The following is a 19,273-nucleotide window of genomic DNA, read 5'->3' as shown; positions in this document are numbered from 1 at the left end:
CCCCGCCTGCAAAACGTCAATTGTCCTGCAGACGGCAAATCCAGGCAGCCGGACCTCGCTCGAACGGCCCGCCTGCCTGGCATTCAATCAAGATCTCAGCCCTTGAGGACTTCGACCAGTGTCTTGCCAAGGCGCGCCGGAGACGGCGAAACCTTGATGCCAGCCGATTCCATGGCTTCGATCTTGGATTCCGCATCGCCCTTGCCGCCCGAAACCACGGCGCCGGCATGGCCCATGGTGCGGCCCTTCGGCGCCGTGCGGCCGGCGATGAAGCCGGCCATCGGCTTCTTCCGGCCCTTCTTGGCCTCGTCCTTGAGGAACTGTGCAGCCTCCTCTTCGGCCGCGCCGCCGATTTCGCCGATCATGATGATCGACTTGGTGGCGTCGTCGGCCAGGAACATTTCCAGCACGTCGATGAACTCGGTGCCCTTGACCGGATCGCCGCCGATGCCGACCGCCGTCGTCTGGCCAAGGCCTTCGTTCGAAGTCTGGAAGACTGCTTCATATGTAAGCGTGCCGGAGCGAGAAACAATGCCGACCGAACCCTTGCGGAAGATCGAACCCGGCATGATGCCGATCTTGCATTCTTCCGGCGTCAGGATGCCTGGGCAGTTCGGGCCGAGCAGGCGCGACTTGGAGCGGTCGAGGCGAGCCTTGACGCGCACCATGTCCATGACCGGAATGCCTTCGGTGATGCAGGTGATGAACGGGATTTCGGCTTCGATCGCCTCGATGATCGCGTCTGCGGCACCGGCCGGCGGAACGTAGATCACGGTCGCATCGGCGCCGGTCTTTTCCTTGGCTTCGGCAACGGTCGCGAAGATCGGCAGGCTTTCGCCCTTCGAGCCGGTCCAGGTTTCGCCACCCTTCTTCGGGTGGATACCGCCGACCATCTGCGTACCGTAGTAGGCGAGAGCCTGTTCGGTATGAAAGGTCCCGGTCTTGCCGGTCAGGCCCTGCACGAGGACCTTGGTGTCTTTGTTGACGAGAATTGACATTACTTGTCTCCGACAAGGAGCCTGTGGCCCCAAATTCTTGTTACTTGATGCTCTGTGTTATGGCTTACCGAAAACGCTACATCACTTGAACCGTCTGCGCCGGGCCAGGCCACAGCCTGCCAACCGGCATCATCTTCGAAAGGGGCTGGCGAGAAGCCCATTCTAACGCTCATCAGGTTTCCCAGCTTCTCGGCAAACTTCTCGTTTGTCTCATATAAAGACACCGAGGATTGGATGTTGATTGCCAAACTCGAGTAACTTTCCAGTTCATAGATGAGGAACAAAAGCTGCTTGCGATCAGCGTACTCGATAATGGCTTGACGGTCGCCAACGATACTGGAAACGCGTACATAACCATTCTCTTCAAGCATTTTCTCGACGCCATCAGGATCGGGCGGCGCATCATGAAGCTGGAAGAAAACCGCCATCAGGCGATCCTCGTCCATCTCCGGTGCTGAACCGAGGCCCAGCAAGCTCGATGCTGAAAATGCCGCAAGCAAGCTTTTCAATTCCTATCAGGCCCCTATCGCCGCGACGATCTTCTTCGCCGCGTCGTCCAGATCGTCAGCGGCAGTAATCGCCAGACCGGACTCGTTCAGGATCTTCTTGCCGAGCTCGACATTGGTGCCTTCCAGACGCACGACGAGCGGAACCTTCAGACCCACTTCCTGAACCGCAGCGACAACGCCTTCAGCGATGACGTCGCACTTCATGATGCCGCCGAAGATGTTGACGAGGATGCCCTCGACCTTCGGGTCAGCGGTGATGATCTTGAAGGCCGCAGCAACCTTCTCCTTGCCGGCGCCGCCGCCGACGTCGCAGAAGTTAGCTGGCTCCTTGCCGTAGAGCTTGATGATGTCCATCGTCGCCATGGCGAGACCGGCACCATTGACCATGCAGCCGATATTGCCGTCGAGTGCGACGTAGGCGAGGTCCCACTTGGAGGCCTCGATTTCCTTGGCGTCTTCCTCGGTCTCGTCGCGCAGCGCACGCACGTCGTCGTGACGGAACAGCGCATTGCCGTCGAACGACATCTTGGCGTCGAGCACGCGCAGATGGTCATTCTTCATGACGATCAGCGGGTTGATTTCGAGCAGCGCCATGTCCTTCTCGTTGAAGGCCTTGTAGAGCAGCGGGAAGAGCGACTTTGCATCTTCGGCGGCCGCACCCGAAAGCTCGAGAGCCTTGGAAATGGCAGCAATGTCGGCAGCCGTCACGCCGGTTTCCGGATCGATGGCGATCGTGTGGATCTTCTCCGGCGTGTCGTGGGCGACAGCCTCGATATCCATGCCGCCTTCCGTCGATACGACGAAGGCGACGCGACCGACCGAGCGGTCGACCAGCAGCGAGCAATACAGTTCGCGGGCGATATCGGCGCCGTCCTCGATGTAGAGACGGTTGACCTGCTTGCCGGCTTCGCCGGTCTGGGCGGTCACCAGCGTGTTGCCAAACATTTCCTTGGCATGCGCCTTGGCTTCGTCGATCGAGAAGGCGAGCCGAACGCCACCCTTGGCGTCGGGGCCGAGTTCCTTGAACTTGCCCTTGCCGCGGCCGCCGGCATGGATCTGGCTCTTGACCACATAGAGCGGACCCGGAAGCTGCTTGGCAGCCGCTTCGGCTTCATCCGCCGAGAAGATCGCAACGCCTTCCGCAACCGGTGCGCCGTAGCCCTTCAGAAGAGCCTTGGCCTGATATTCATGAATGTTCATCGTCTAGTCCCTGTCTGGTGGGCCGGGTGGCGGTTACTTGAGGGAAGGAGCAATGTTGATGCAGGCTTCGCAGAGGCCGGCAACAGCACCGACCGACTTCTGGAAGGCTTCTTCTTCGCTCTTGTTGAATTCGACTTCGATGATGCGCTCGACGCCGCCGGCGCCGATCACGGTCGGAACGCCGACATACATGTCCTTCACGCCGTACTGGCCCGAAAGATAGGCAGCGCAGGGCAGAACGCGCTTCTTGTCCTTGAGGAAGGAATCGGCCATCTCGATGGCGGAGGCCGCCGGCGCATAATAGGCCGAACCGGTCTTCAGCAGGCCGACGATTTCGGCGCCGCCGTCACGGGTGCGCTGGATGATTTCTTCCAGACGCTCCTTGGTGACCCAGCCCATCTTGACGAGGTCGGTCAGCGGAATGCCGCCGACGGTCGAGTAGCGGGCGAGCGGCACCATCGTGTCGCCATGGCCGCCGAGAACGAAGGCGGTGACGTCCTGTACGGAGACGTTGAATTCTTCGGAGAGGAACAAGCGGAAACGCGAGCTGTCGAGAACGCCGGCCATGCCGACCACCATGTTCTTCGGCAGGCCGGAAAACTTCTGCAGCGCCCAGACCATGGCGTCGAGCGGATTGGTGATGCAGATCACGAAGGCGTTCGGGGCATATTTCTTGATGCCGGCGCCGACCTGCTCCATGACCTTCAAGTTGATGCCGAGCAGATCGTCGCGGCTCATGCCCGGCTTGCGGGCGACGCCGGCGGTCACGATGCACACATCGGCGCCTTCGATGGCCGAATAGTCGCTGGCACCGGTCAGCTTGGCATTGAAGCCTTCAACAGGCGAAGACTGGGCGATGTCGAGCCCCTTGCCCTGCGGAATGCCATCGGCAATGTCGAACAGGACGATGTCGCCCAATTCCTTCAGGCCGGCGAGATGCGCCAGCGTGCCGCCGATCATGCCAGAACCAATAAGTGCGATCTTGTTGCGCGCCATTGAAGTGCTTCCTCTTAGATCCAAAACCAAGGCCGGATAGCTTCGATGCCGACCGTTGCGGCATTTCGCTTAGTCGAAACCAGATAAAATGGCAACCGATAATTCTGAGAGCAACGTTTTCAATCGGTTAGATCATTAAATACTTACGTAAACGTAAGATATTTTGTCGTCCATCCGTCATGAATCGGCACGCTTCTGCCGGTGAAGCTCCAGATAATCGGAACTTCGCATTTCAAACAGGCGCGAAACCGTGCGGTCGAATTCGAATCCTTCGGTTCCCTTCCTTTCTGTCAGCAAGCCTTCGGGCTCCGCGGCAGCGGACGCGAAAAGCCGCACCGACTGATCGTAAAGAGCATCGATGAGAATGATGAAGCGCTTGGTTTCGTTGCGCCTGGCCGCACTCAGCAACGGGACATGATCGACGAAGACGGTATCGAACCGGGCGGCGATCTTGAGGAAATCGGGTGCGCCGAGCGGCTGCTCGCACAGGTCGGCAAAGGTGAAACGGGCCATGCGGCCGATCGATCGACTTACGTGTATGGAGCGCCCCTTCAAGGCGATTTCGGTCGGAGCCTCGGGCCGGCCGGCGGCCAGAAAGGCCCAGGCCGCATCCATTCCCTTGTCGGCCGCCTCGCCGAGCGGCGACAGATAGACCGGCAATTGCCCGATCTTCTCCAATCTATAGTCGGTCGGCGAATCCAGCGTCACCACATCGACATTCTGCTTCAACAGTGTCACGAACGGCAGGAAAAGTCCGCGATTGAGACCGTCGCGATAAAGATTATCCGGCTCGACATTCGAGGTCGCGACCAGAATGCAACCCTTGGAAAACAGCTCGGTAAAGAGCCTCGCCAGGATCATCGCGTCGGCGATATCCGTCACGGAGAATTCGTCGAAGCAGAGCAACTCGGCTTCCGCCATCAGCGCTGCGGCAACCGGCGGCACCGGATCGGCCTGCCGCGTCTCGCCGGCCTTCAGCTTCATGCGATGGGCATGGATGCGGCTATGCACATCGGCCATGAATTCATGGAAATGCGCGCGGCGTTTCTTCTCGATGGGCGCCAGCTTGAAGAATAGGTCCATCAGCATGGTCTTGCCGCGTCCGACGCTGCCATGCACATAGAGGCCGGGGATCGGCGCCTGCTTGCGCCGGCGCTGCGCGAACATCCACCCAAGCGCGCTGGATTTCGTCGCCGGGCGTCTCTGCTTGAGATCGGCCAGGATGCGGTCGAGCCGACCGGCGACTTCCATCTGGGCCGCATCGGCGCTCAAGGCACCCGATTCCGTCAGAGACTTCAGCTGTTCGCTGACGCTCAGCGCGTAATCCGGGATTGGCTGCATGAAGGAACTCCGCGGGAGCGGACGCTCCCGCCGTTGCAGGTCGCGTTGTTAGCGGCTCAGGCTGATCGGCTGGCCCGAATCCGTCGTGCCGTCGTAACGGGCTTCCGCGGATTTGTAGAGGCGGCCGATGACATTGCCGTTGCGATCCTTGAGAACCACCTGCTTGCCGGCCACTTCCCAGGATCCCATCGTCGTCAGCGGGCCTGCACAGCCGCGCGTGCCGCCGCGCGATCCGCTGCCGAGATTGGTCAGCGTCAGGAACATGTCGCAGGAGCTGCCCGCATTGTTGACGCGCCAGTTGCCGACCATCGCCTCCTTGGTGATATCCTGGGCGGCGGCCGGAACGGCGTTCGCCATCTCGGTGCCCGGTGCAGCACCAGCCGGAGGTGCCGGAAACTGCGAGCCGTCCGCGGTCGGCGGCGGCAACTGGCCGGACTGCACGGAGGGAACCGGTTGCGCCTGAAGCGGCGGAAGAGCCGAAGAGGGAGAAGGAGAATTGAAGCCAGTGTAGGATGTACGCTGGCAGCCAGCGAGCGAAAGAACGACCGCGAGTCCAGCCGCTGCATATTTCAACTTCATCATAACACTCCCGGTTATCCGCAACTGTCCGGTTTGTTATCCCGAAACAAGGCGGAATTATCGCAAAGCAGGCATGCAAATCAAGGTCATGCCGGCGTGTTTATCGCCCGTAGTCGTTTCAATCGACTTTCCACCACGCCGAACGAGGCCTGACCTCCTCGAAGCTGGCGATGTATTGCATGATTCATCAGATATCGGGAAGTACATATTGCCCGGTCGGAGAGTTGCAATAGCCGATCGACAAGGCCTGTTTTCTTTCTTTGCTCCCGTTATTATAACGGAGATGGAAAAATCGTGTGGGACACCAAATGGCGATACGCAATGGCACGAACGGCGACGACAATCTCCGGGGCACCGATAATGACGATGTCATAGACGCGCTTGACGGCAATGACAGCATAGAAAGTCTGGACGGCAACGACCGCGTCTATGGTGGCAGCGGCGAAGATTATATCTACAGCGGCGAAGGAAATGACCGGCTCTGGGGCGGCAGCGGAAGCGACGACCTCATCGGCTGGGAAGGTAACGACCTCATCTACGGCGGCGCTGACGACGATGACATCTATGGCGACACATCTACGATGTCCCGCGACCCGACCACCAACCAATGGGTGCTCGATGAGATCGTCTCGCTCTACATCGCCGACAAGCTCTACGGAGAGGCCGGTGATGACAAGATTTATGGCGGCGGCGGCAATGATCTCCTGAACGGCGGCAGCGACGATGACTACCTGTTCGGCGGATCTGGCAATGACGCACTTGACGGTGGCACCGGTCATGACCTGCTGGAAGGAGAAGCCGGGAATGACGTTCTCACCAGCCTGTCGGGACGCGACACCATCGACGGCGGCAGCGGGGAGGACACGCTCGTATTCCGCCGCGCCGGCACCAGCATCGGGATCACCATCGAGCTATGGTCCGGCGAGGCGACGATCGGCGGGCTCGGGGGCAGCATCATCGACATCGAGACGCTGCATTTTACCGGCGGGTCTGGCAACGACCATGTCGAAGCCCTCGGCGGCGACGATATCCTGATTGGCGGGGCCGGCGCTGACACTTTATCTGGCGGCAGCGGCGCTGACATCATCAATGGTGGAGCGGACAAGGACACGTTGCAGGGCGGCAGCGGCATCGATCTCGTCGACTACAGCGGCAGCAGCGCCGCCGTCATCATTGATCTCGTCAAGCAAAGGGTGTCCGGAGGCGATGCGCAGGGTGACATCATCGCGAGCTTCGAAGGTGCCCGTGGCGGCAAGGGTGCCGACAAGCTTATAGGAACGGCATCGGCCAACGTCCTCGCAGGCAATGGCGGTCTGGACGTCATCATTGCCGGTGCCGGCAATGACACCGTCTCGGGCGGCAGCGGTGCCGACACGCTGACCGGCGGAACCGGCAATGACACCCTCGACTATTCGACATCCACCAAAGGTGTGGTGGTCAATCTCGTCAAGCAGATTGTTTCAGGCGGCGATGCCCAGGGAGACAAGGTGTCCGGGTTCGAAAACGTCATAGGGGGCAAGGGGATCGACAAGCTGACCGGCACCGAGACAGCCAACACCCTGAAGGGCAGCGGCGGCGACGACCAGATCTGGGGTGGAGCCGGAAACGACAGGCTGGACGGCGGAAAAGGCGCCGACCATCTCTACGGCGAGGCTGGACGGGATGTCTTTGTCTACGCCAGCCTTGGTGATTCCACGGTCGGCACCAGCGGCCGCGACACGATCCATGGCTTCACGACTGCCGACAGGATCGACCTCCGCGCCTTGAGCCTTTTCGAGGATATCCTAGACATCCCGGAAAACCACTTCATTGGAACGAGCGCATTCAGCAGCGGGCAAAGCCCGCAGATCCGCTATCAGTTTTCGGGAACCAACACGATCGTTTCGATCGAAGCCACGGGTGATACGAGAGCGGATTTTGCGCTGGTCCTCGAAGGGCGCCACAGCCTGACCTCGGACAGCTTTCTCTTCTGAAAGCTCGTCCGCGGCCCCGTGGCGCAAGTGCCGGGTTTACACCCGGCGCTCGACCATCATCTTCTTGATCTCGGCGATCGCCTTGGCGGGGTTCAACCCCTTCGGACAGGTCTGCGCGCAATTCATGATCGTGTGGCAGCGATAGAGCCGGAAGGGATCTTCCAGATTGTCGAGGCGCTCGCCCTTGGCTTCGTCGCGGCTGTCGATCAGCCAGCGATAGGCCTGCAGCAGGACGGCCGGTCCGAGATAGCGGTCGCCGTTCCACCAGTAGCTCGGGCAGGAGGTCGAGCAGCAGGCGCACAGAATGCACTCATAAAGCCCGTCGAGCTTCTGGCGATCCTCGTGGCTCTGCTTCCACTCCTTGGCCGGCGCCGGCGAAACCGTCTTCAGCCAGGGCTCGATCGAGCGGTGCTGGGCGTAGAAATTGGTCAGATCCGGCACCAGATCCTTGACGACAGGCAGATGCGGCAGCGGATAGATCTTCACCGTTCCCTTGATCTCGTCCATACCCTTGGTGCAGGCCAGCGTATTCGTCCCGTCGATGTTCATCGCGCAGGACCCGCAGATCCCCTCGCGACAGGAGCGGCGCAATGTCAGCGTCGGATCGATATTGTTCTTGATGTAGAGAAGACCGTCGAGCACCATCGGACCACAGTCGTCGACGTCGATGTAGAACGTGTCGACGCGCGGGTTCTGGCCATCATCCGGGCTCCAGCGATAGACGCGATATTCGCGCACATTGCGCGCACCATCCGGCTTCGGCCAAACCTTGCCTTCGCTGATCTGGGAATTCTTTGGCAGAGCGAGTTCAACCATTGACAAGCCTCTTAGATTTGACGGTTACCTGGACGGGCCAGATCCCGCGAGGCGATGCGTCGCGGCATCGCCGAGTTCAAACAACATGTTTCCACGGGTCTTCGAAGACAGTACATAACCGCAGTCCTGCAGGCAGGCGATGCAATCGTCCTTCCAGTCGGCGCGCGCCGTGAATTCGATCACGATGCGCTTGGGCCACAGCGTCTTCGGTGCCGTCGCGAAGAAGGGCAGGATCACGTCATCCTCGAAACCCTCGACATCGATCTTCAGGGCATCGACCCGCGTCACGCCCTGCAACTGCAAAATGCTCTGCAGCGGCCTGACCTGAACCTCGATTTCGCCATTGGCATCAAACCGGCTCTCGCCCAGATTGGTTGCCCCGCTCTGGAAGCGAGCCACGCCCTCGGCGCGGCCCGCGGCCTGGTCAACCACCGTGATCCGGTCCCGCATCGCGTCCGTGTTGAAGCGCAGCCGCTCCAGAACGACCGGATTGGGCTCGATGGCGATCACCCGGCAGCCAGCCCCACACCGTGCGGCAAGCTTCACCGAAAAGAACCCGACATTGGCGCCGATATCGACGAACACTCCACCTTCACCCATTGCATCGGCGAGAAATTCAAATTCCTCGCGATTGTATCCAGGATGCAGCAACGATTGCCGGTCGGTGGAATTGTCGCGGATATCGAAGCGGAACGGCGAGCCGCCCAAAGTGTAATCGATCGGGCCGTCACGCAGGCGACGCAACATGGCCGCCGCCAGACGCCGCCCGCGCCCGCGGCCAAGCGGCGTGTGATGGGCCAGGACCAGAATGAGCTTCTGGATCGGCGTCGGCGCCCATGCGCCAAAGGACGCCCCCTGCGCAGGGCGCAGGGACGATTCCTTTTCAATGGGCAGGGCCTGTGTGGTCACCGTGTCGTTCCTCAGTACACGCGCGCCTTCGGCTCGATCTTGTAGGGGTCGATGCCTTCGGCGATGAGGTCGGTATGGACAGGGCGATAGTCGAGCTTGACGTCGCCAGCCTCGCTGACCCAGGACAGCGTGTGCTTGCGCCAGTTGACGTCGTCGCGGCCGGCAAATGGGCCGTCGACATAATCCTCGCGCGCATGGCTGCCGCGGCTTTCCTTGCGGGCTTCCGCGCCATAGACCGTGGTGATGGCATTGGCCATCAGGTTGTGCAGCTCCAGCGTTTCGACCAGATCCGAGTTCCAGATCATCGAGCGGTCGGTGACCTTGACATCGGGGAGCTCTTTCCAGATCGCCGAAATGCGGCGGCAACCGCTCTCCAGCGCTTCCTGGGTGCGGAACACGGCCGCGTCTTCCTGCATGGCGCGCTGCATCTTGTCGCGCAGCACGGCGGTCGGCGTCGACCCGCTGGCATTGCGGATGCTGTCGAAGCGCTCCATGATCTTGTCGCAGGCGGCAACGTTCAAAGCCGGGATCGGCTCTGATTTGTCGATAATCTGCGCGGCACGGATGGCGGCGGCGCGGCCGAACACCACCAGGTCGATCAGCGAGTTGGAGCCAAGACGGTTGGCGCCGTGCACCGAGGCGCAACCGGCTTCGCCGACTGCCATCAGGCCGGGCGCAATGCGCTCGGGGTTGTTGGCATCGGCGTTCAGCACTTCGCCCCAGTAATTGGTCGGAATGCCGCCCATGTTGTAATGCACCGTCGGCAGGACCGGGATCGGCTCGCGCGTCACGTCGACGCCGGCAAAGATCTTGGCCGATTCCGAAATGCCCGGCAGGCGCTCATGCAGAACGGCCGGATCCAGATGGTCGAGATGCAGGAAGATGTGGTCCTTGTTCTTGCCGACGCCGCGACCCTCGCGGATTTCCAGCGTCATGCAGCGCGACACGACATCGCGCGAGGCCAGGTCCTTGGCCGACGGGGCATAGCGCTCCATGAAGCGCTCGCCTTCGGAATTGACGAGATAGCCGCCTTCGCCGCGCGCGCCTTCGGTGATCAGGCAACCAGCGCCATAGATACCGGTCGGATGAAACTGCACGAACTCCATGTCCTGCAGCGGCAGGCCGGCGCGGGCGATCATGCCGCCGCCGTCGCCGGTGCAGGTATGGGCAGACGTTGCCGAGAAATAGGCGCGGCCATAGCCGCCGGTCGCCAGAACCACCATCTTCGCCGAAAAGCGGTGGATGGTGCCGTCGTCGAGGTTCCAGGCCACGACACCGGTGCAACGGCCGTCTTCGGCCATGATCAGGTCGAGCGCGAAATACTCGATGAAGAATTCGGCATTGTGCTTCAGGGACTGGCCGTACAGCGTATGCAGGATGGCGTGGCCGGTGCGGTCGGCGGCCGCACAGGTGCGCTGCACCGGCGGGCCCTCGCCGTAATTCTGCATATGGCCGCCGAACGGCCGCTGGTAGATCTTGCCCTCGGCATTGCGCGAGAACGGCACGCCGTAATGCTCGAGCTCATAGACCGCTTTCGGCGCTTCCATGGCGAGATACTGCATGGCATCGACATCGCCCAGCCAGTCCGAACCCTTGACGGTGTCGTAGAGATGCCACTGCCAGCAATCCGGCGTCATATTGGTCAGCGAGGCGGCAATGCCGCCCTGGGCCGCGACCGTATGGGAGCGCGTCGGGAAAACCTTGGTGATGCAGGCTGTCTTGAAACCCTGCTCGGCCATGCCGAGCGTGGCGCGAAGACCGGCGCCGCCGGCGCCGACCACGACCACGTCATAGGAATGGTCGACATAGGTATAGGCCTTGCCGTTCGGGGCGGAGGAACTGTTGGGTGCCATGATGAATTATCCTACGAATGCGATTTTCAAGATGGCGAAAAGACAGAGCCCGCCGACGAGAATCGCGAAGAACGTGTTGAGCATCAGCAGGACGATTTTGACGCCCTCGACATGGATATAGTCCTCGATGATTACCTGCATGCCGAGCTTCATGTGCACGATGCCGGAAATCACCACCAGACCCATCAGGACGGCAACGATCGGGTTGGACAGGGCGCCGACGACATCCGCATAGGGGGCGCCGGCGTAGACCAGCAGGAATATGACGAAAAAGGTGATGAGCGGCACATTGGCGACCGCCGTTAGGCGCTGACGCCAGAAATGATCCGTTCCGTCCTTGGCCGAGCCCAGGCCGCGAACCTTGCCCAGAGGGGTACGCATATCCATGTTCGATGACCCTTCAGAAGCGAATGACGTAACCGATGACCCAGACCACAAGGGTCAGGACGATCGATCCGATCAGGTTGGCCTTGGCAAGCTTGGTCGAGAACGACTTCTCGAAGCCATATCCCAGGTCCCACATGAAATGGCGCAGGCCGCCGAGCATGTGGTGCAGGAGTGCCCATGTATAGCCGAACAGGATGAGCCGCCCGATGATCGTGCCCATGAACCAGCTGACCCATTCGTAGTAACCGGCGCCGGTGGAAGCCGCGACAAGCCACCAGGCAACAAGCAATGTGCCGAAATAAAGCGCACCGCCGGTGATCCGGTGGATGATCGACATCGCCATTGTCGGAATAAGCTTGTAGATTTGCAGATGCGGCGATAACGGCCGGTTATTTGTCACATTCGCCATCAGGACCTCGCGGCGTTGTAATGCGTTCCGAATTTGTCGGACATCCCCACTGCAATGGCTGAACCCATGTCGAATGGGTGCATTGCATCAATGGCGTGGTTTAATCGCCGAATTGTCGTACGACAAGCACTATTGCACCAAGTTCATATTTTAATCGATTGGGACATCAAACGCCTCAGACGAAGGTCTGATGCCGCCGGGATTTTATCCGGATCCGGTTAAAAAACGGTGCCGGAACCGCCGATCTCCTTGAAATCACCGGCGCAAGCGTTAACCTTTCGTTAACGTTTCATCGACCCGGAGATCTTGACCATGGTATTGCGTATCGGCAGGTTCGCCCCGGCAGCGCTCATCGCTGCCCTTGTATGCACCGTCTCGCTGCCGGCCCTGGCCGGCGACCAGCGGCAGGGTCATGGCCGTGATCACCACCGCCACGGCGGACACGGGACAAACACCGGCATCAGTGGATCGGGCCTTCCCTCGGTTCTGCCGGGCATCGGCACCTATGCCGGCTCAGTCTCGGCCGTGTCGTTTCGCGGCGTCGGCACCTATTTCGCCATCGACCACACCGGCCGCCGCACACGCACCGTCGTTCCCGCACCCAAGGCGCTGATCATCGAGGTGGATGCCGAGACGAGCGATGCGGCCTGCTCTTATGAGGCAGGCGTCTGCGTAATCAGGCCGTAAGCGAGAACTATAATCGTTAGGTGAACCGCCAGACCGTCGTCTTCTTGACTTCACTGTCCTCAAGAATCCGGCTGACCGGAACCTGATAGGTGATGATCAGCTCAAGCCGCTCCTTCGGGCAATAGGCTCGTCCGGGATCGCCGACCAAAACCGTCTTGCCGGCTGCCACCAACGCGGTGAACCACGGGATCAAAGCATCGGCGAAATCGCGATCGTAGAAGACGTCGCCCGCCAGAACGACATCCGCATCAACCAGACGGCCGATGATATTCTCATTTGAAACGTCGAGGTCGACGCCGTTTTCGCGGCTGTTGAGACGGATTGCCGTGCCCGCCCATGGATCGATATCGCAGGCGGTGACTCCTGCCGCCCCCGCCATTTTCCCCGCAATCGCCACGAGCCCCGAACCGCTCGCAAAATCGACGACCCGCTTGCCGCGGACGCTATCGGGATGATCCAGCACGTAGCGCGCCAACCCCTGTCCGCCCGCCCAGGCAAAGGCCCAGAACGGCGGCGGCAGGCCGATCGCGTCGAGATCCTCCTCTGTCTTCAGCCAGAGGTCATGCACCTCGCTGGCCAGATAGAGCCTGATCTCAGGCACATGCGGCGGCGACATCAACGCGGTATTGGCGATAATGAAGCTCTGCGGATCCGTCTTCAACCAACACCCCTCAAATCTGCAACCTCAACGCGGCGGATTGTCCAGGCCACCCATGCGGCAAACCTCGAGATATTCCTCGTCCGTCACCGGCTGAACCGAAAGCCGCATGCAGGTGACCAGCGCCATTTTCTGCAGAGCCGGGTTCGCCTTGACCTCCTTCAGCGACACGGGCTTCGGCATATCGCAGACCGAGCGGATGTCGACGCAATCCCATTTGGGATCGCCCTCGGCGGTCGAATCCGGATGCGACAGCGCGCAGACCTCGACGATACCGACCACGTCGAGCCCTTCGTTCGAATGGTAGAAGAAGCCCTTGTCGCCGATCTTCATCGCCCGCATGTTGTTGCGGGCCAGATAGTTGCGCACGCCGGTCCATTCGGTGCCGGCGGTGCCGGCTGCCTTCTGCATCTCCCAGGACCATTTGAACGGTTCGGATTTGTAGAGCCAGAATGCCATGGCGGAACTCATGCCTCCGGATTGTTGAAGACCCAATTATAGGGCTTGATCTCGACGCTCTCGAAAAGGCCGGCCAGGGCGTAGGGGTCCTGAGCGGCAATGGCCTTGGCACCGTCAAGATCGTCGGCCGCAATCAACAGCATGGAGCCGCAGGGCTTGCCGTCGCCGTCGAGGAACGGGCCGCCGATCTTCAGCGTGCCGGCTGCGTTCAACCCGTTCAGCCATTCCACATGCGGCGGCCGGGTTTCCATGCGAAGGTTCAGATGATTGGGCTTGTCCTTGCACAAAACAGCAAAAAGCATGGTGTATCTCCCGTATCTATGAGGTCGGTTTATTCGGTGGTGATCGGCCGCGTCATCAGCTGTTCGATGGCGGTTGGAATGTCCAGCCGGCCCTCGATGATCAGCGCAACGGCGTCGGTAATCGGCATGTCGATCTCAAGCCCTTCGGCAAGGCGGGCCGCAACGGCAGCCGCAAAAGCGCCCTCGACCAGGCCGCCGCTGGCAAAGTCCGCTTCTGCGCCGCGTCCAAGCGCGATGCCGAAGCGCAGGTTGCGCGATTGATGGCTGGTGGCCGTCAGCACGAGATCGCCAAGGCCCGAAAGACCGCGCACCGTATCGGCCGAACCGCCCATGGCCACCACAAGCCGCGACATTTCGGCAAGGCCACGGGATATCAACGCGGCCCGCGCCGAATCGCCAAGCCCCATGCCTTCGACAATGCCGCAGGCAATTGCCAGCACGTTCTTCAAGGCACCGCCCAGCTGCACGCCGACGCGATCCGAGGAGGCGTAAAGCCGAAAGGTACGGCCGGAAATCACCCGCGCCAACCATTCGGCATGGGCAAGATCCGTGGAGGCGATCGCCATGGCCGTCGGCAGGCCGCGGGCAATATCCATGGCAAAGCCCGGACCGGACAGAACCGCAATACGATGGTTCGGCAATTCTTCTTCCAGAACCTGGGTCAGCAGTTTCGACGAATTGCGATCGATCCCCTTGGCGCAGGTGACGACGGTCGCATCGGCGTGGAGATAGGGTCCATATTGTTCGGCGGCATCGGCCTGTGCCTGCGACGGCATGGCAAACAGCACGATATCGGCGGAGGCCAGCACATCGGGCTCGAAAGCGTATTGCAGGCCATCGGGCAGCATGATGCCGGGCAAGGCGGCATCGTGAATGCCCTCGTTCCTGAGATCCTCCATCAGCGAGGGATCCCGGCCAAGCAGCGTCACGTCCGCCTTGCCTTCCAGGGCCATCACCGTTGCCAATGCCGTTCCGAAGGCCCCGGCGCCCACCACGACGACCCGCTCTCTATCGCTCATGCCTTGGCTCCTCTTTTCCCCGATCCGATCAGCGCTTCCGCCGACATGTCGAGCGGCCAGCGCGACCGCGGCGACACATCCAATGCATCCGGACCGAAGCCGGCCGCCATGCGCTCGAGCCCGGCCCAGGCGATCATCGCCGCATTGTCCGTGCAAAGCGCATTCGGCGGTGCCACGAAACGGAAACCGTGCCGGTCGCAAAGCGCCTGCAGGCAGGTCCGCAGTTCGAGATTGGCCGCCACGCCACCCGCCACGACAAGCGCCGGCTTTTCGTCGCGAATCGGAAACTCCTCCGCAAAGCGCTGCAGTCCGCGGCCGATGCGGTCATCGAGCGTCCTTGAAACCGCCCTTTGAAAGGAGGCGCAGATATCGGCAATGTCCTGCTCAGACACCGGCGCTGCGGCTTCCGCCGCCTGGCGCACCGCCGTCTTCAAGCCGGAAAACGAAAAGTCCAGCCGCTTCTCGCCGACCAGCGGCCGCGGAAAGATGAAACGCTTGGCATCGCCGCTGCGGGCTGCTTTCTCCACCGCCGGTCCGCCCGGATAGGGAAGCGCCAGCAGCTTGGCTGTCTTGTCGAAAGCCTCGCCCAGCGCGTCGTCGATCGTCGTGCCCCAGCGCTCGTACTGACCGACGCCACGCACCAGCACCAGCTGCGTGTGACCGCCCGAGACCAAAAGCATCAGATAGGGAAAGACGAGCCCGTCCGTCAGCCGCGCCGTCAGCGCATGGCCCTCCAGATGGTTGATCGCATAGAGCGGCTTGTTCGCCGCCCGCGCTATCGCCTTGCCGGTCATCAGCCCCACCAGCAAACCGCCGATCAGGCCGGGGCCGGCGGTCGCAGCGATGGCGTCCATGTCCTTCAGGTCGGTGCCGGAGCGCGCCAATGCCTCGACGATCAGCGTATCCAGCGCCTCGACATGGGCGCGCGCCGCGATTTCCGGCACCACGCCGCCATAGGCGCTGTGCTCGTCCATTTGGCTCAAAACCACATCTGCGAGGATCTCGCCGCGGCCATCGGCATGGCGCACGACCACGGAAGCCGCGGTCTCGTCGCAGCTGGTTTCAATGCCGAGAATACGAAGAAAGGAAGCCATTTGCCCTTTGATTGATTGCGATGGCCCGGAAAGGCGTTTACGAAACCGTCGGTAACAATGGATGAAGTCGGATGCAAACAAAACCTTTCCGGATCGGCACGCGCGGCAGTCCGCTGGCGCTCGCCCAGGCCCATGAAACCCGCGACCGCCTGATGGCTGCCCATGGCCTTCCCTCCGAAATGTTCGAAATCGTCGTGCTGTCGACCAGCGGCGACCGCATCACGGATAGGTCGCTGGCCGAGATCGGCGGCAAGGGCCTGTTCACCCTGGAACTCGAGGAGCAATTGCTCTCGGGCGATCTCGATTTCGCCGTGCATTCCTCCAAGGACATGCCGACCGCCCTTCCTGAGGGGTTGGAGATTTCCGCCTATTTGCCGCGCGAGGATTTCCGCGACGCCTTTATCGGGCGCACCGCCCCGACCCTGATGGAATTGCCGCAGGGTGCCACCGTCGGCTCGTCCTCGCTGCGCCGCCAGGCCCTGATCCGCCGCCTGCGTCCCGACATCGAGGTCATTACCTTCCGCGGTCTGGTCGACACCCGCCTGCGCAAGCTGGCGGAAGGCCAGGTCGATGCAACGCTTCTGGCCTTCGCCGGCCTGAAGCGCCTCGGCAAGGAAGATGTGCCGACGCAATTGCTGGATCCGGCCACCTTTCCGCCGGCCCCGGCCCAGGGCGCCATCTGCATCGAAAGCCGCATTGGTGACAGCCGCATTGCCGGTCTTCTAGCCGCCATCAACGATCGTGCGACCTATGATGCCGTGACCTGTGAACGCAGTTTTCTCGGTGCCCTCGACGGCTCCTGCCGCACACCGATCGCCGGCTACGCGATCTGCGAGGGCGATCATCTTCGCTTCTCCGGTCTGATCTTGACGCCTGACGGATCCGTCTCCCATTCCGTGGCCATCGAGGGCCTGAGCACCGACGCCGTCGCCCTTGGCCGTTCGGCAGGTCAGACCGTCCGCGACAAGGCCGGGCCTACCTTCTTCGACGGTTGGAGCTGACAGCTATGCGCATCCTCGTGACCAGGCCGGAGCAGAGCGGGCAGAAAACCGCACAAATGCTCGAAAGGCTTGGCCACCAGCCGGTGCTCCTGCCGCTCGCAGCACCCGCCCATCACCCCGAAGAGATGCTGGACAGGTTGGCCCGTCACGAAGGCGCGCTGGCCGTGACGAGCGCTGTGGCGATCGAGGGCCTGGCCATGCTCGGCGACCGTCTGCTCCCCTATCTCGACAGGCCGCTTTATGCCGTCGGTCCGGCAACCGCCAAATCGGCCGAAAAGGCAGGATTTCGCCAGGTGGTCGCGTCGTCCGGCGACGGCGGCGCCCTTGCCGATACCATAGCCTTGCATCATGAGACCGCGCCGATCCTCTACCTCGCCGGCTGCCCTCGTGCCAAAACCTTCGAACAGCGATTGACCGAGCGGCAGATCCCCTTCACGGTCTGCGAAAGCTACGCGATGCATCCCTTGGTCTATGACCGCGACACCCTAAGGCGGTTGCTTGTCGACAATCCGATCGATGTCGTCCTGCTCTATTCCACGCAGACCGCCCGGCGCTTCTTCGACCTGCCGATCTTTGCGGAGATGCCCGGCCTGCTGTCATCCCCGCGCATCCTCTGCCTCAGCGAGGCGATTGCCGCAACCGTCCCGCCGCAATATCGCCGCCATGCGCAGGCAGCACGAAGCGCGGATGAGGCGAGCCTGCTGGCCCTACTGCCAAGGTCTTGAACGCAAAATTGCGCCGGCCCCTTTCCTTCGGGGTCATCACTGACTAATTTCATTGCACTGCAAGGAAAATGAGGTTGCCATGGTTTCGGAAAAAACGCCCCGCCGCTCCAAGACGACCACCGACCCGGTAACGATCGACCTGCAGGCGACCGCGTCCGATCCGGTGGAAACGGTGAGCGAACCGATCCCGCCGGCGACCGATGCAGGGGCTGCGACCGAACCGCCGGTCGATATCCAGCCGGCAAGCGATGACGTGCCCGGCCCGGCGCCCGAAATGGCAGCGGACGTTGCAGCCGAAGCTGGAACCGCATCGGAAAACACCGATTTTCTGCAGGCCAATGCCGCCCCGGAACCGGACGATGCCAAGCCGGAACCGACAGTGACGCCGGTAAGACCTGCCCAATCCTCGTCCTCGACGGCAAGTCTTGCCGCCGCCGGCATTTTCGGCGGTCTCGTGGCGCTGGCCGGTGCCGGGGCCATGCAATATGCCGGCTTCATACCCGGCTTGTCTCCCGATAGCGGAGCTTCCGTTTCGGCCCTGTCCTCCGAAGTCTCGTCGCTCAAGACCCAGATCGGCAGCCTCTCCGGCGCAGCGCCGATGGACAACACAGCGATTGAGGGCCGGATCGCAGCCCTTGAAGCGGCCCTTGCCGCCCAGCCGGACAATGCCGCCGACGCCACCGCCGTCGAAGATTTGCAGGCCCGCCTGAACCAGACGAGCGACGCGCTCACCGCCCTGCAATCGCAGGTCGCCGGCACGGCAAGTGCCCTGAGCGATAGCGAAACCCGCCTCGGCGACAAGCTCACCCAGATCGAAACCAAACTCGACCAACCGCGCGACGATATCGAAGTGGCGCGCGCCATTGCCGCCTCTGCCCTGAAGACGGCGACCGATCGCGGCGGCCCCTTCCTGTCGGAGCTGGAAACCTACGCCGGCATCGCACCGGAAGAACCAGCCCTTGCCGATCTGCGCAGCTTTGCCACGATCGGTATCCAGTCCCGGTCGCAGTTGATACGCGACGTCACTGCTGTCACGACCGGCATCGTCGAGGCCGTCAACCAGCCGGATCCCGAACAGGGCTGGTCCGGCCGGCTGCTGTCGAGTGCGAAGTCCCTGGTCAAAGTCCGCCCGGTCGGCAGTGTCGAGGGCGACAGCGTCGAAGCCGTTGCGGCACGTTTCGAAGACAAGCTCAAGAACGGCGACCTGAAAGGTGCTGCCAGCGAATGGAATGCCTTGCCGGAGCCCGGCAAGCAGGCCTCAGCGGCGTTCAAGGCGCAACTGGACGCGCGCATCAAGGTCGAAGACCTGGTGGGCACCATCATGGCCAAGGCGGTCGCAGGCAGGCAGGGTTGAGATC

21 protein-coding genes are annotated in these 19,273 nt (G+C 61.8%); 5 read left to right on the top strand and 16 right to left on the bottom strand.

The genetic code is table 11. From position 1 onward, the window contains the following. Positions 1-95 precede the first annotated feature (95 nt). From sucD to HFC70_RS11485, 6 genes are all read right to left on the bottom strand, one after another. A complete protein-coding gene (sucD, locus tag HFC70_RS11510; RefSeq protein ID WP_168473382.1) occupies positions 96-998 on the bottom strand; it encodes a succinate--CoA ligase subunit alpha in 903 nt (300 codons plus the stop codon). Further along, positions 998-1,498, bottom strand: coding sequence for a hypothetical protein (locus tag HFC70_RS11505; protein WP_168473381.1), 501 nt, complete (start codon positions 1,496-1,498; stop codon positions 998-1,000). Before HFC70_RS11505 ends, sucD begins: the two co-directional genes overlap by 1 nt. A 15-nt stretch (positions 1,499-1,513) precedes the next feature. Beyond that, entirely contained in the window at positions 1,514-2,707 is a 1,194-nt protein-coding gene (gene sucC, locus HFC70_RS11500) for an ADP-forming succinate--CoA ligase subunit beta (protein ID WP_168473380.1), read from the bottom strand. A 33-nt stretch (positions 2,708-2,740) separates the two neighbouring features. Further along, entirely contained in the window at positions 2,741-3,703 is a 963-nt protein-coding gene (mdh, locus tag HFC70_RS11495) for a malate dehydrogenase (RefSeq protein WP_168473379.1), read from the bottom strand. Positions 3,704-3,880: 177 nt separating this feature from the next. After that, the gene (gene zapE, locus HFC70_RS11490; RefSeq protein WP_168473378.1) at positions 3,881-5,044 is read right to left on the bottom strand and encodes a cell division protein ZapE; all 1,164 of its coding nucleotides are present in this window, start codon (positions 5,042-5,044) and stop codon (positions 3,881-3,883) included. 48 nt (positions 5,045-5,092) lie between these two features. Continuing rightward, a complete protein-coding gene (locus tag HFC70_RS11485; protein ID WP_168473377.1) occupies positions 5,093-5,623 on the bottom strand; it encodes a protease inhibitor Inh/omp19 family protein in 531 nt (176 codons plus the stop codon). 308 nt (positions 5,624-5,931) lie between these two features. Between HFC70_RS11485 and HFC70_RS11480 the strand changes: the two genes are divergently transcribed. Next, positions 5,932-7,596 (top strand): calcium-binding protein, encoded by a 1,665-nt coding sequence (locus HFC70_RS11480; protein WP_168473376.1) that lies wholly within the window; start codon positions 5,932-5,934, stop codon positions 7,594-7,596. A 36-nt stretch (positions 7,597-7,632) separates the two neighbouring features. Here the strand turns inward: HFC70_RS11480 and HFC70_RS11475 are convergent, their stop codons facing one another. Genes HFC70_RS11475 through sdhC form a run of 5 tightly spaced genes read right to left on the bottom strand, consistent with a single transcriptional unit; the run spans position 7,633 to position 11,970 of the window. Continuing rightward, positions 7,633-8,412, bottom strand: coding sequence for a succinate dehydrogenase iron-sulfur subunit (locus HFC70_RS11475; protein ID WP_168473375.1), 780 nt, complete (start codon positions 8,410-8,412; stop codon positions 7,633-7,635). A 24-nt stretch (positions 8,413-8,436) separates the two neighbouring features. Next, positions 8,437-9,321, bottom strand: a complete 885-nt coding sequence (locus HFC70_RS11470) for an FkbM family methyltransferase (RefSeq protein ID WP_168473374.1) — start codon at positions 9,319-9,321, stop codon at positions 8,437-8,439. 11 nt (positions 9,322-9,332) lie between these two features. After that, positions 9,333-11,174: a succinate dehydrogenase flavoprotein subunit gene (sdhA, locus tag HFC70_RS11465; RefSeq protein WP_168473373.1), complete on the bottom strand. Its 1,842-nt coding sequence runs from the start codon at positions 11,172-11,174 to the stop codon at positions 9,333-9,335. A gap of 6 nt (positions 11,175-11,180) precedes the next feature. After that, positions 11,181-11,561 carry a succinate dehydrogenase, hydrophobic membrane anchor protein gene (gene sdhD, locus HFC70_RS11460; protein WP_168473372.1) on the bottom strand — a complete coding sequence of 127 codons (381 nt, stop codon included), beginning with the start codon at positions 11,559-11,561 and terminating at the stop codon, positions 11,181-11,183. Between the two features lie 13 nt (positions 11,562-11,574). Beyond that, positions 11,575-11,970 (bottom strand): succinate dehydrogenase, cytochrome b556 subunit, encoded by a 396-nt coding sequence (gene sdhC / locus HFC70_RS11455; protein WP_168473371.1) that lies wholly within the window; start codon positions 11,968-11,970, stop codon positions 11,575-11,577. Between the two features lie 312 nt (positions 11,971-12,282). Between sdhC and HFC70_RS11450 the strand changes: the two genes are divergently transcribed. Continuing rightward, positions 12,283-12,657, top strand: coding sequence for a hypothetical protein (locus HFC70_RS11450; protein ID WP_168473370.1), 375 nt, complete (start codon positions 12,283-12,285; stop codon positions 12,655-12,657). 16 nt (positions 12,658-12,673) lie between these two features. On the opposite strand, the gene HFC70_RS11445 is transcribed toward HFC70_RS11450, so the two are convergent. From HFC70_RS11445 to tsaD, 5 genes are read right to left on the bottom strand one after another with little or no spacing between them, the layout of a single operon-like run. After that, positions 12,674-13,318, bottom strand: coding sequence for a methyltransferase (locus HFC70_RS11445; RefSeq protein ID WP_168473369.1), 645 nt, complete (start codon positions 13,316-13,318; stop codon positions 12,674-12,676). Between the two features lie 24 nt (positions 13,319-13,342). Beyond that, positions 13,343-13,774: an EVE domain-containing protein gene (locus tag HFC70_RS11440; protein ID WP_168473368.1), complete on the bottom strand. Its 432-nt coding sequence runs from the start codon at positions 13,772-13,774 to the stop codon at positions 13,343-13,345. Between the two features lie 8 nt (positions 13,775-13,782). After that, the gene (locus HFC70_RS11435) at positions 13,783-14,076 is read right to left on the bottom strand and encodes a YciI-like protein (protein ID WP_168473367.1); all 294 of its coding nucleotides are present in this window, start codon (positions 14,074-14,076) and stop codon (positions 13,783-13,785) included. A gap of 29 nt (positions 14,077-14,105) precedes the next feature. Further along, on the bottom strand, positions 14,106-15,095 hold the full coding sequence (locus HFC70_RS11430; protein ID WP_168473366.1) for an NAD(P)H-dependent glycerol-3-phosphate dehydrogenase: 990 nt from the start codon (positions 15,093-15,095) through the stop codon (positions 14,106-14,108). Next, positions 15,092-16,189 carry a tRNA (adenosine(37)-N6)-threonylcarbamoyltransferase complex transferase subunit TsaD gene (gene tsaD, locus HFC70_RS11425; protein ID WP_168473365.1) on the bottom strand — a complete coding sequence of 366 codons (1,098 nt, stop codon included), beginning with the start codon at positions 16,187-16,189 and terminating at the stop codon, positions 15,092-15,094. The genes HFC70_RS11430 and tsaD overlap by 4 nt, the downstream gene beginning before the upstream one ends. A gap of 71 nt (positions 16,190-16,260) precedes the next feature. Here tsaD and hemC point away from each other — a divergent pair, with 71 nt between their 5' ends. The 3 genes from hemC (at position 16,261) to HFC70_RS11410 (ending at position 19,269) form a co-directional block, all read left to right on the top strand. Continuing rightward, entirely contained in the window at positions 16,261-17,190 is a 930-nt protein-coding gene (gene hemC / locus HFC70_RS11420; RefSeq protein WP_168473364.1) for a hydroxymethylbilane synthase, read from the top strand. 5 nt (positions 17,191-17,195) lie between these two features. Further along, positions 17,196-17,915, top strand: coding sequence for a uroporphyrinogen-III synthase (locus tag HFC70_RS11415; RefSeq protein ID WP_168473363.1), 720 nt, complete (start codon positions 17,196-17,198; stop codon positions 17,913-17,915). Between the two features lie 79 nt (positions 17,916-17,994). Then, positions 17,995-19,269 (top strand): COG4223 family protein, encoded by a 1,275-nt coding sequence (locus tag HFC70_RS11410; RefSeq protein ID WP_168473362.1) that lies wholly within the window; start codon positions 17,995-17,997, stop codon positions 19,267-19,269. The last annotated feature ends 4 nt before the right edge of the window (positions 19,270-19,273 follow it).

This window comes from Agrobacterium sp. a22-2 (assembly GCF_012276985.1).
Lineage (GTDB): Bacteria > Pseudomonadota > Alphaproteobacteria > Rhizobiales > Rhizobiaceae > Allorhizobium.
This window is presented reverse-complemented; position numbering and strand designations above follow the sequence as displayed.

Bases quoted from the DNA above. Each gene is read 5' to 3' on its own strand.
- sucD (WP_168473382.1), bottom strand. From the start codon at position 998: ATGTCAATTCTCGTCAACAAAGACACCAAGGTCCTCGTGCAGGGCCTG.
- sucC (WP_168473380.1), bottom strand. From the start codon at position 2,707: ATGAACATTCATGAATATCAGGCCAAGGCTCTTCTGAAGGGCTACGGC.
- mdh (WP_168473379.1), bottom strand. From the start codon at position 3,703: ATGGCGCGCAACAAGATCGCACTTATTGGTTCTGGCATGATCGGCGGC.
- zapE (WP_168473378.1), bottom strand. From the start codon at position 5,044: ATGCAGCCAATCCCGGATTACGCGCTGAGCGTCAGCGAACAGCTGAAG.
- HFC70_RS11485 (WP_168473377.1), bottom strand. From the start codon at position 5,623: ATGAAGTTGAAATATGCAGCGGCTGGACTCGCGGTCGTTCTTTCGCTC.
- HFC70_RS11480 (WP_168473376.1), top strand. From the start codon at position 5,932: ATGGCGATACGCAATGGCACGAACGGCGACGACAATCTCCGGGGCACC.
- HFC70_RS11475 (WP_168473375.1), bottom strand. From the start codon at position 8,412: ATGGTTGAACTCGCTCTGCCAAAGAATTCCCAGATCAGCGAAGGCAAG.
- sdhA (WP_168473373.1), bottom strand. From the start codon at position 11,174: ATGGCACCCAACAGTTCCTCCGCCCCGAACGGCAAGGCCTATACCTAT.
- sdhD (WP_168473372.1), bottom strand. From the start codon at position 11,561: ATGGATATGCGTACCCCTCTGGGCAAGGTTCGCGGCCTGGGCTCGGCC.
- sdhC (WP_168473371.1), bottom strand. From the start codon at position 11,970: ATGGCGAATGTGACAAATAACCGGCCGTTATCGCCGCATCTGCAAATC.
- HFC70_RS11450 (WP_168473370.1), top strand. From the start codon at position 12,283: ATGGTATTGCGTATCGGCAGGTTCGCCCCGGCAGCGCTCATCGCTGCC.
- HFC70_RS11440 (WP_168473368.1), bottom strand. From the start codon at position 13,774: ATGGCATTCTGGCTCTACAAATCCGAACCGTTCAAATGGTCCTGGGAG.
- HFC70_RS11435 (WP_168473367.1), bottom strand. From the start codon at position 14,076: ATGCTTTTTGCTGTTTTGTGCAAGGACAAGCCCAATCATCTGAACCTT.
- HFC70_RS11430 (WP_168473366.1), bottom strand. From the start codon at position 15,095: ATGAGCGATAGAGAGCGGGTCGTCGTGGTGGGCGCCGGGGCCTTCGGA.
- tsaD (WP_168473365.1), bottom strand. From the start codon at position 16,189: ATGGCTTCCTTTCTTCGTATTCTCGGCATTGAAACCAGCTGCGACGAG.
- hemC (WP_168473364.1), top strand. From the start codon at position 16,261: ATGCAAACAAAACCTTTCCGGATCGGCACGCGCGGCAGTCCGCTGGCG.
- HFC70_RS11415 (WP_168473363.1), top strand. From the start codon at position 17,196: ATGCGCATCCTCGTGACCAGGCCGGAGCAGAGCGGGCAGAAAACCGCA.
- HFC70_RS11410 (WP_168473362.1), top strand. From the start codon at position 17,995: ATGGTTTCGGAAAAAACGCCCCGCCGCTCCAAGACGACCACCGACCCG.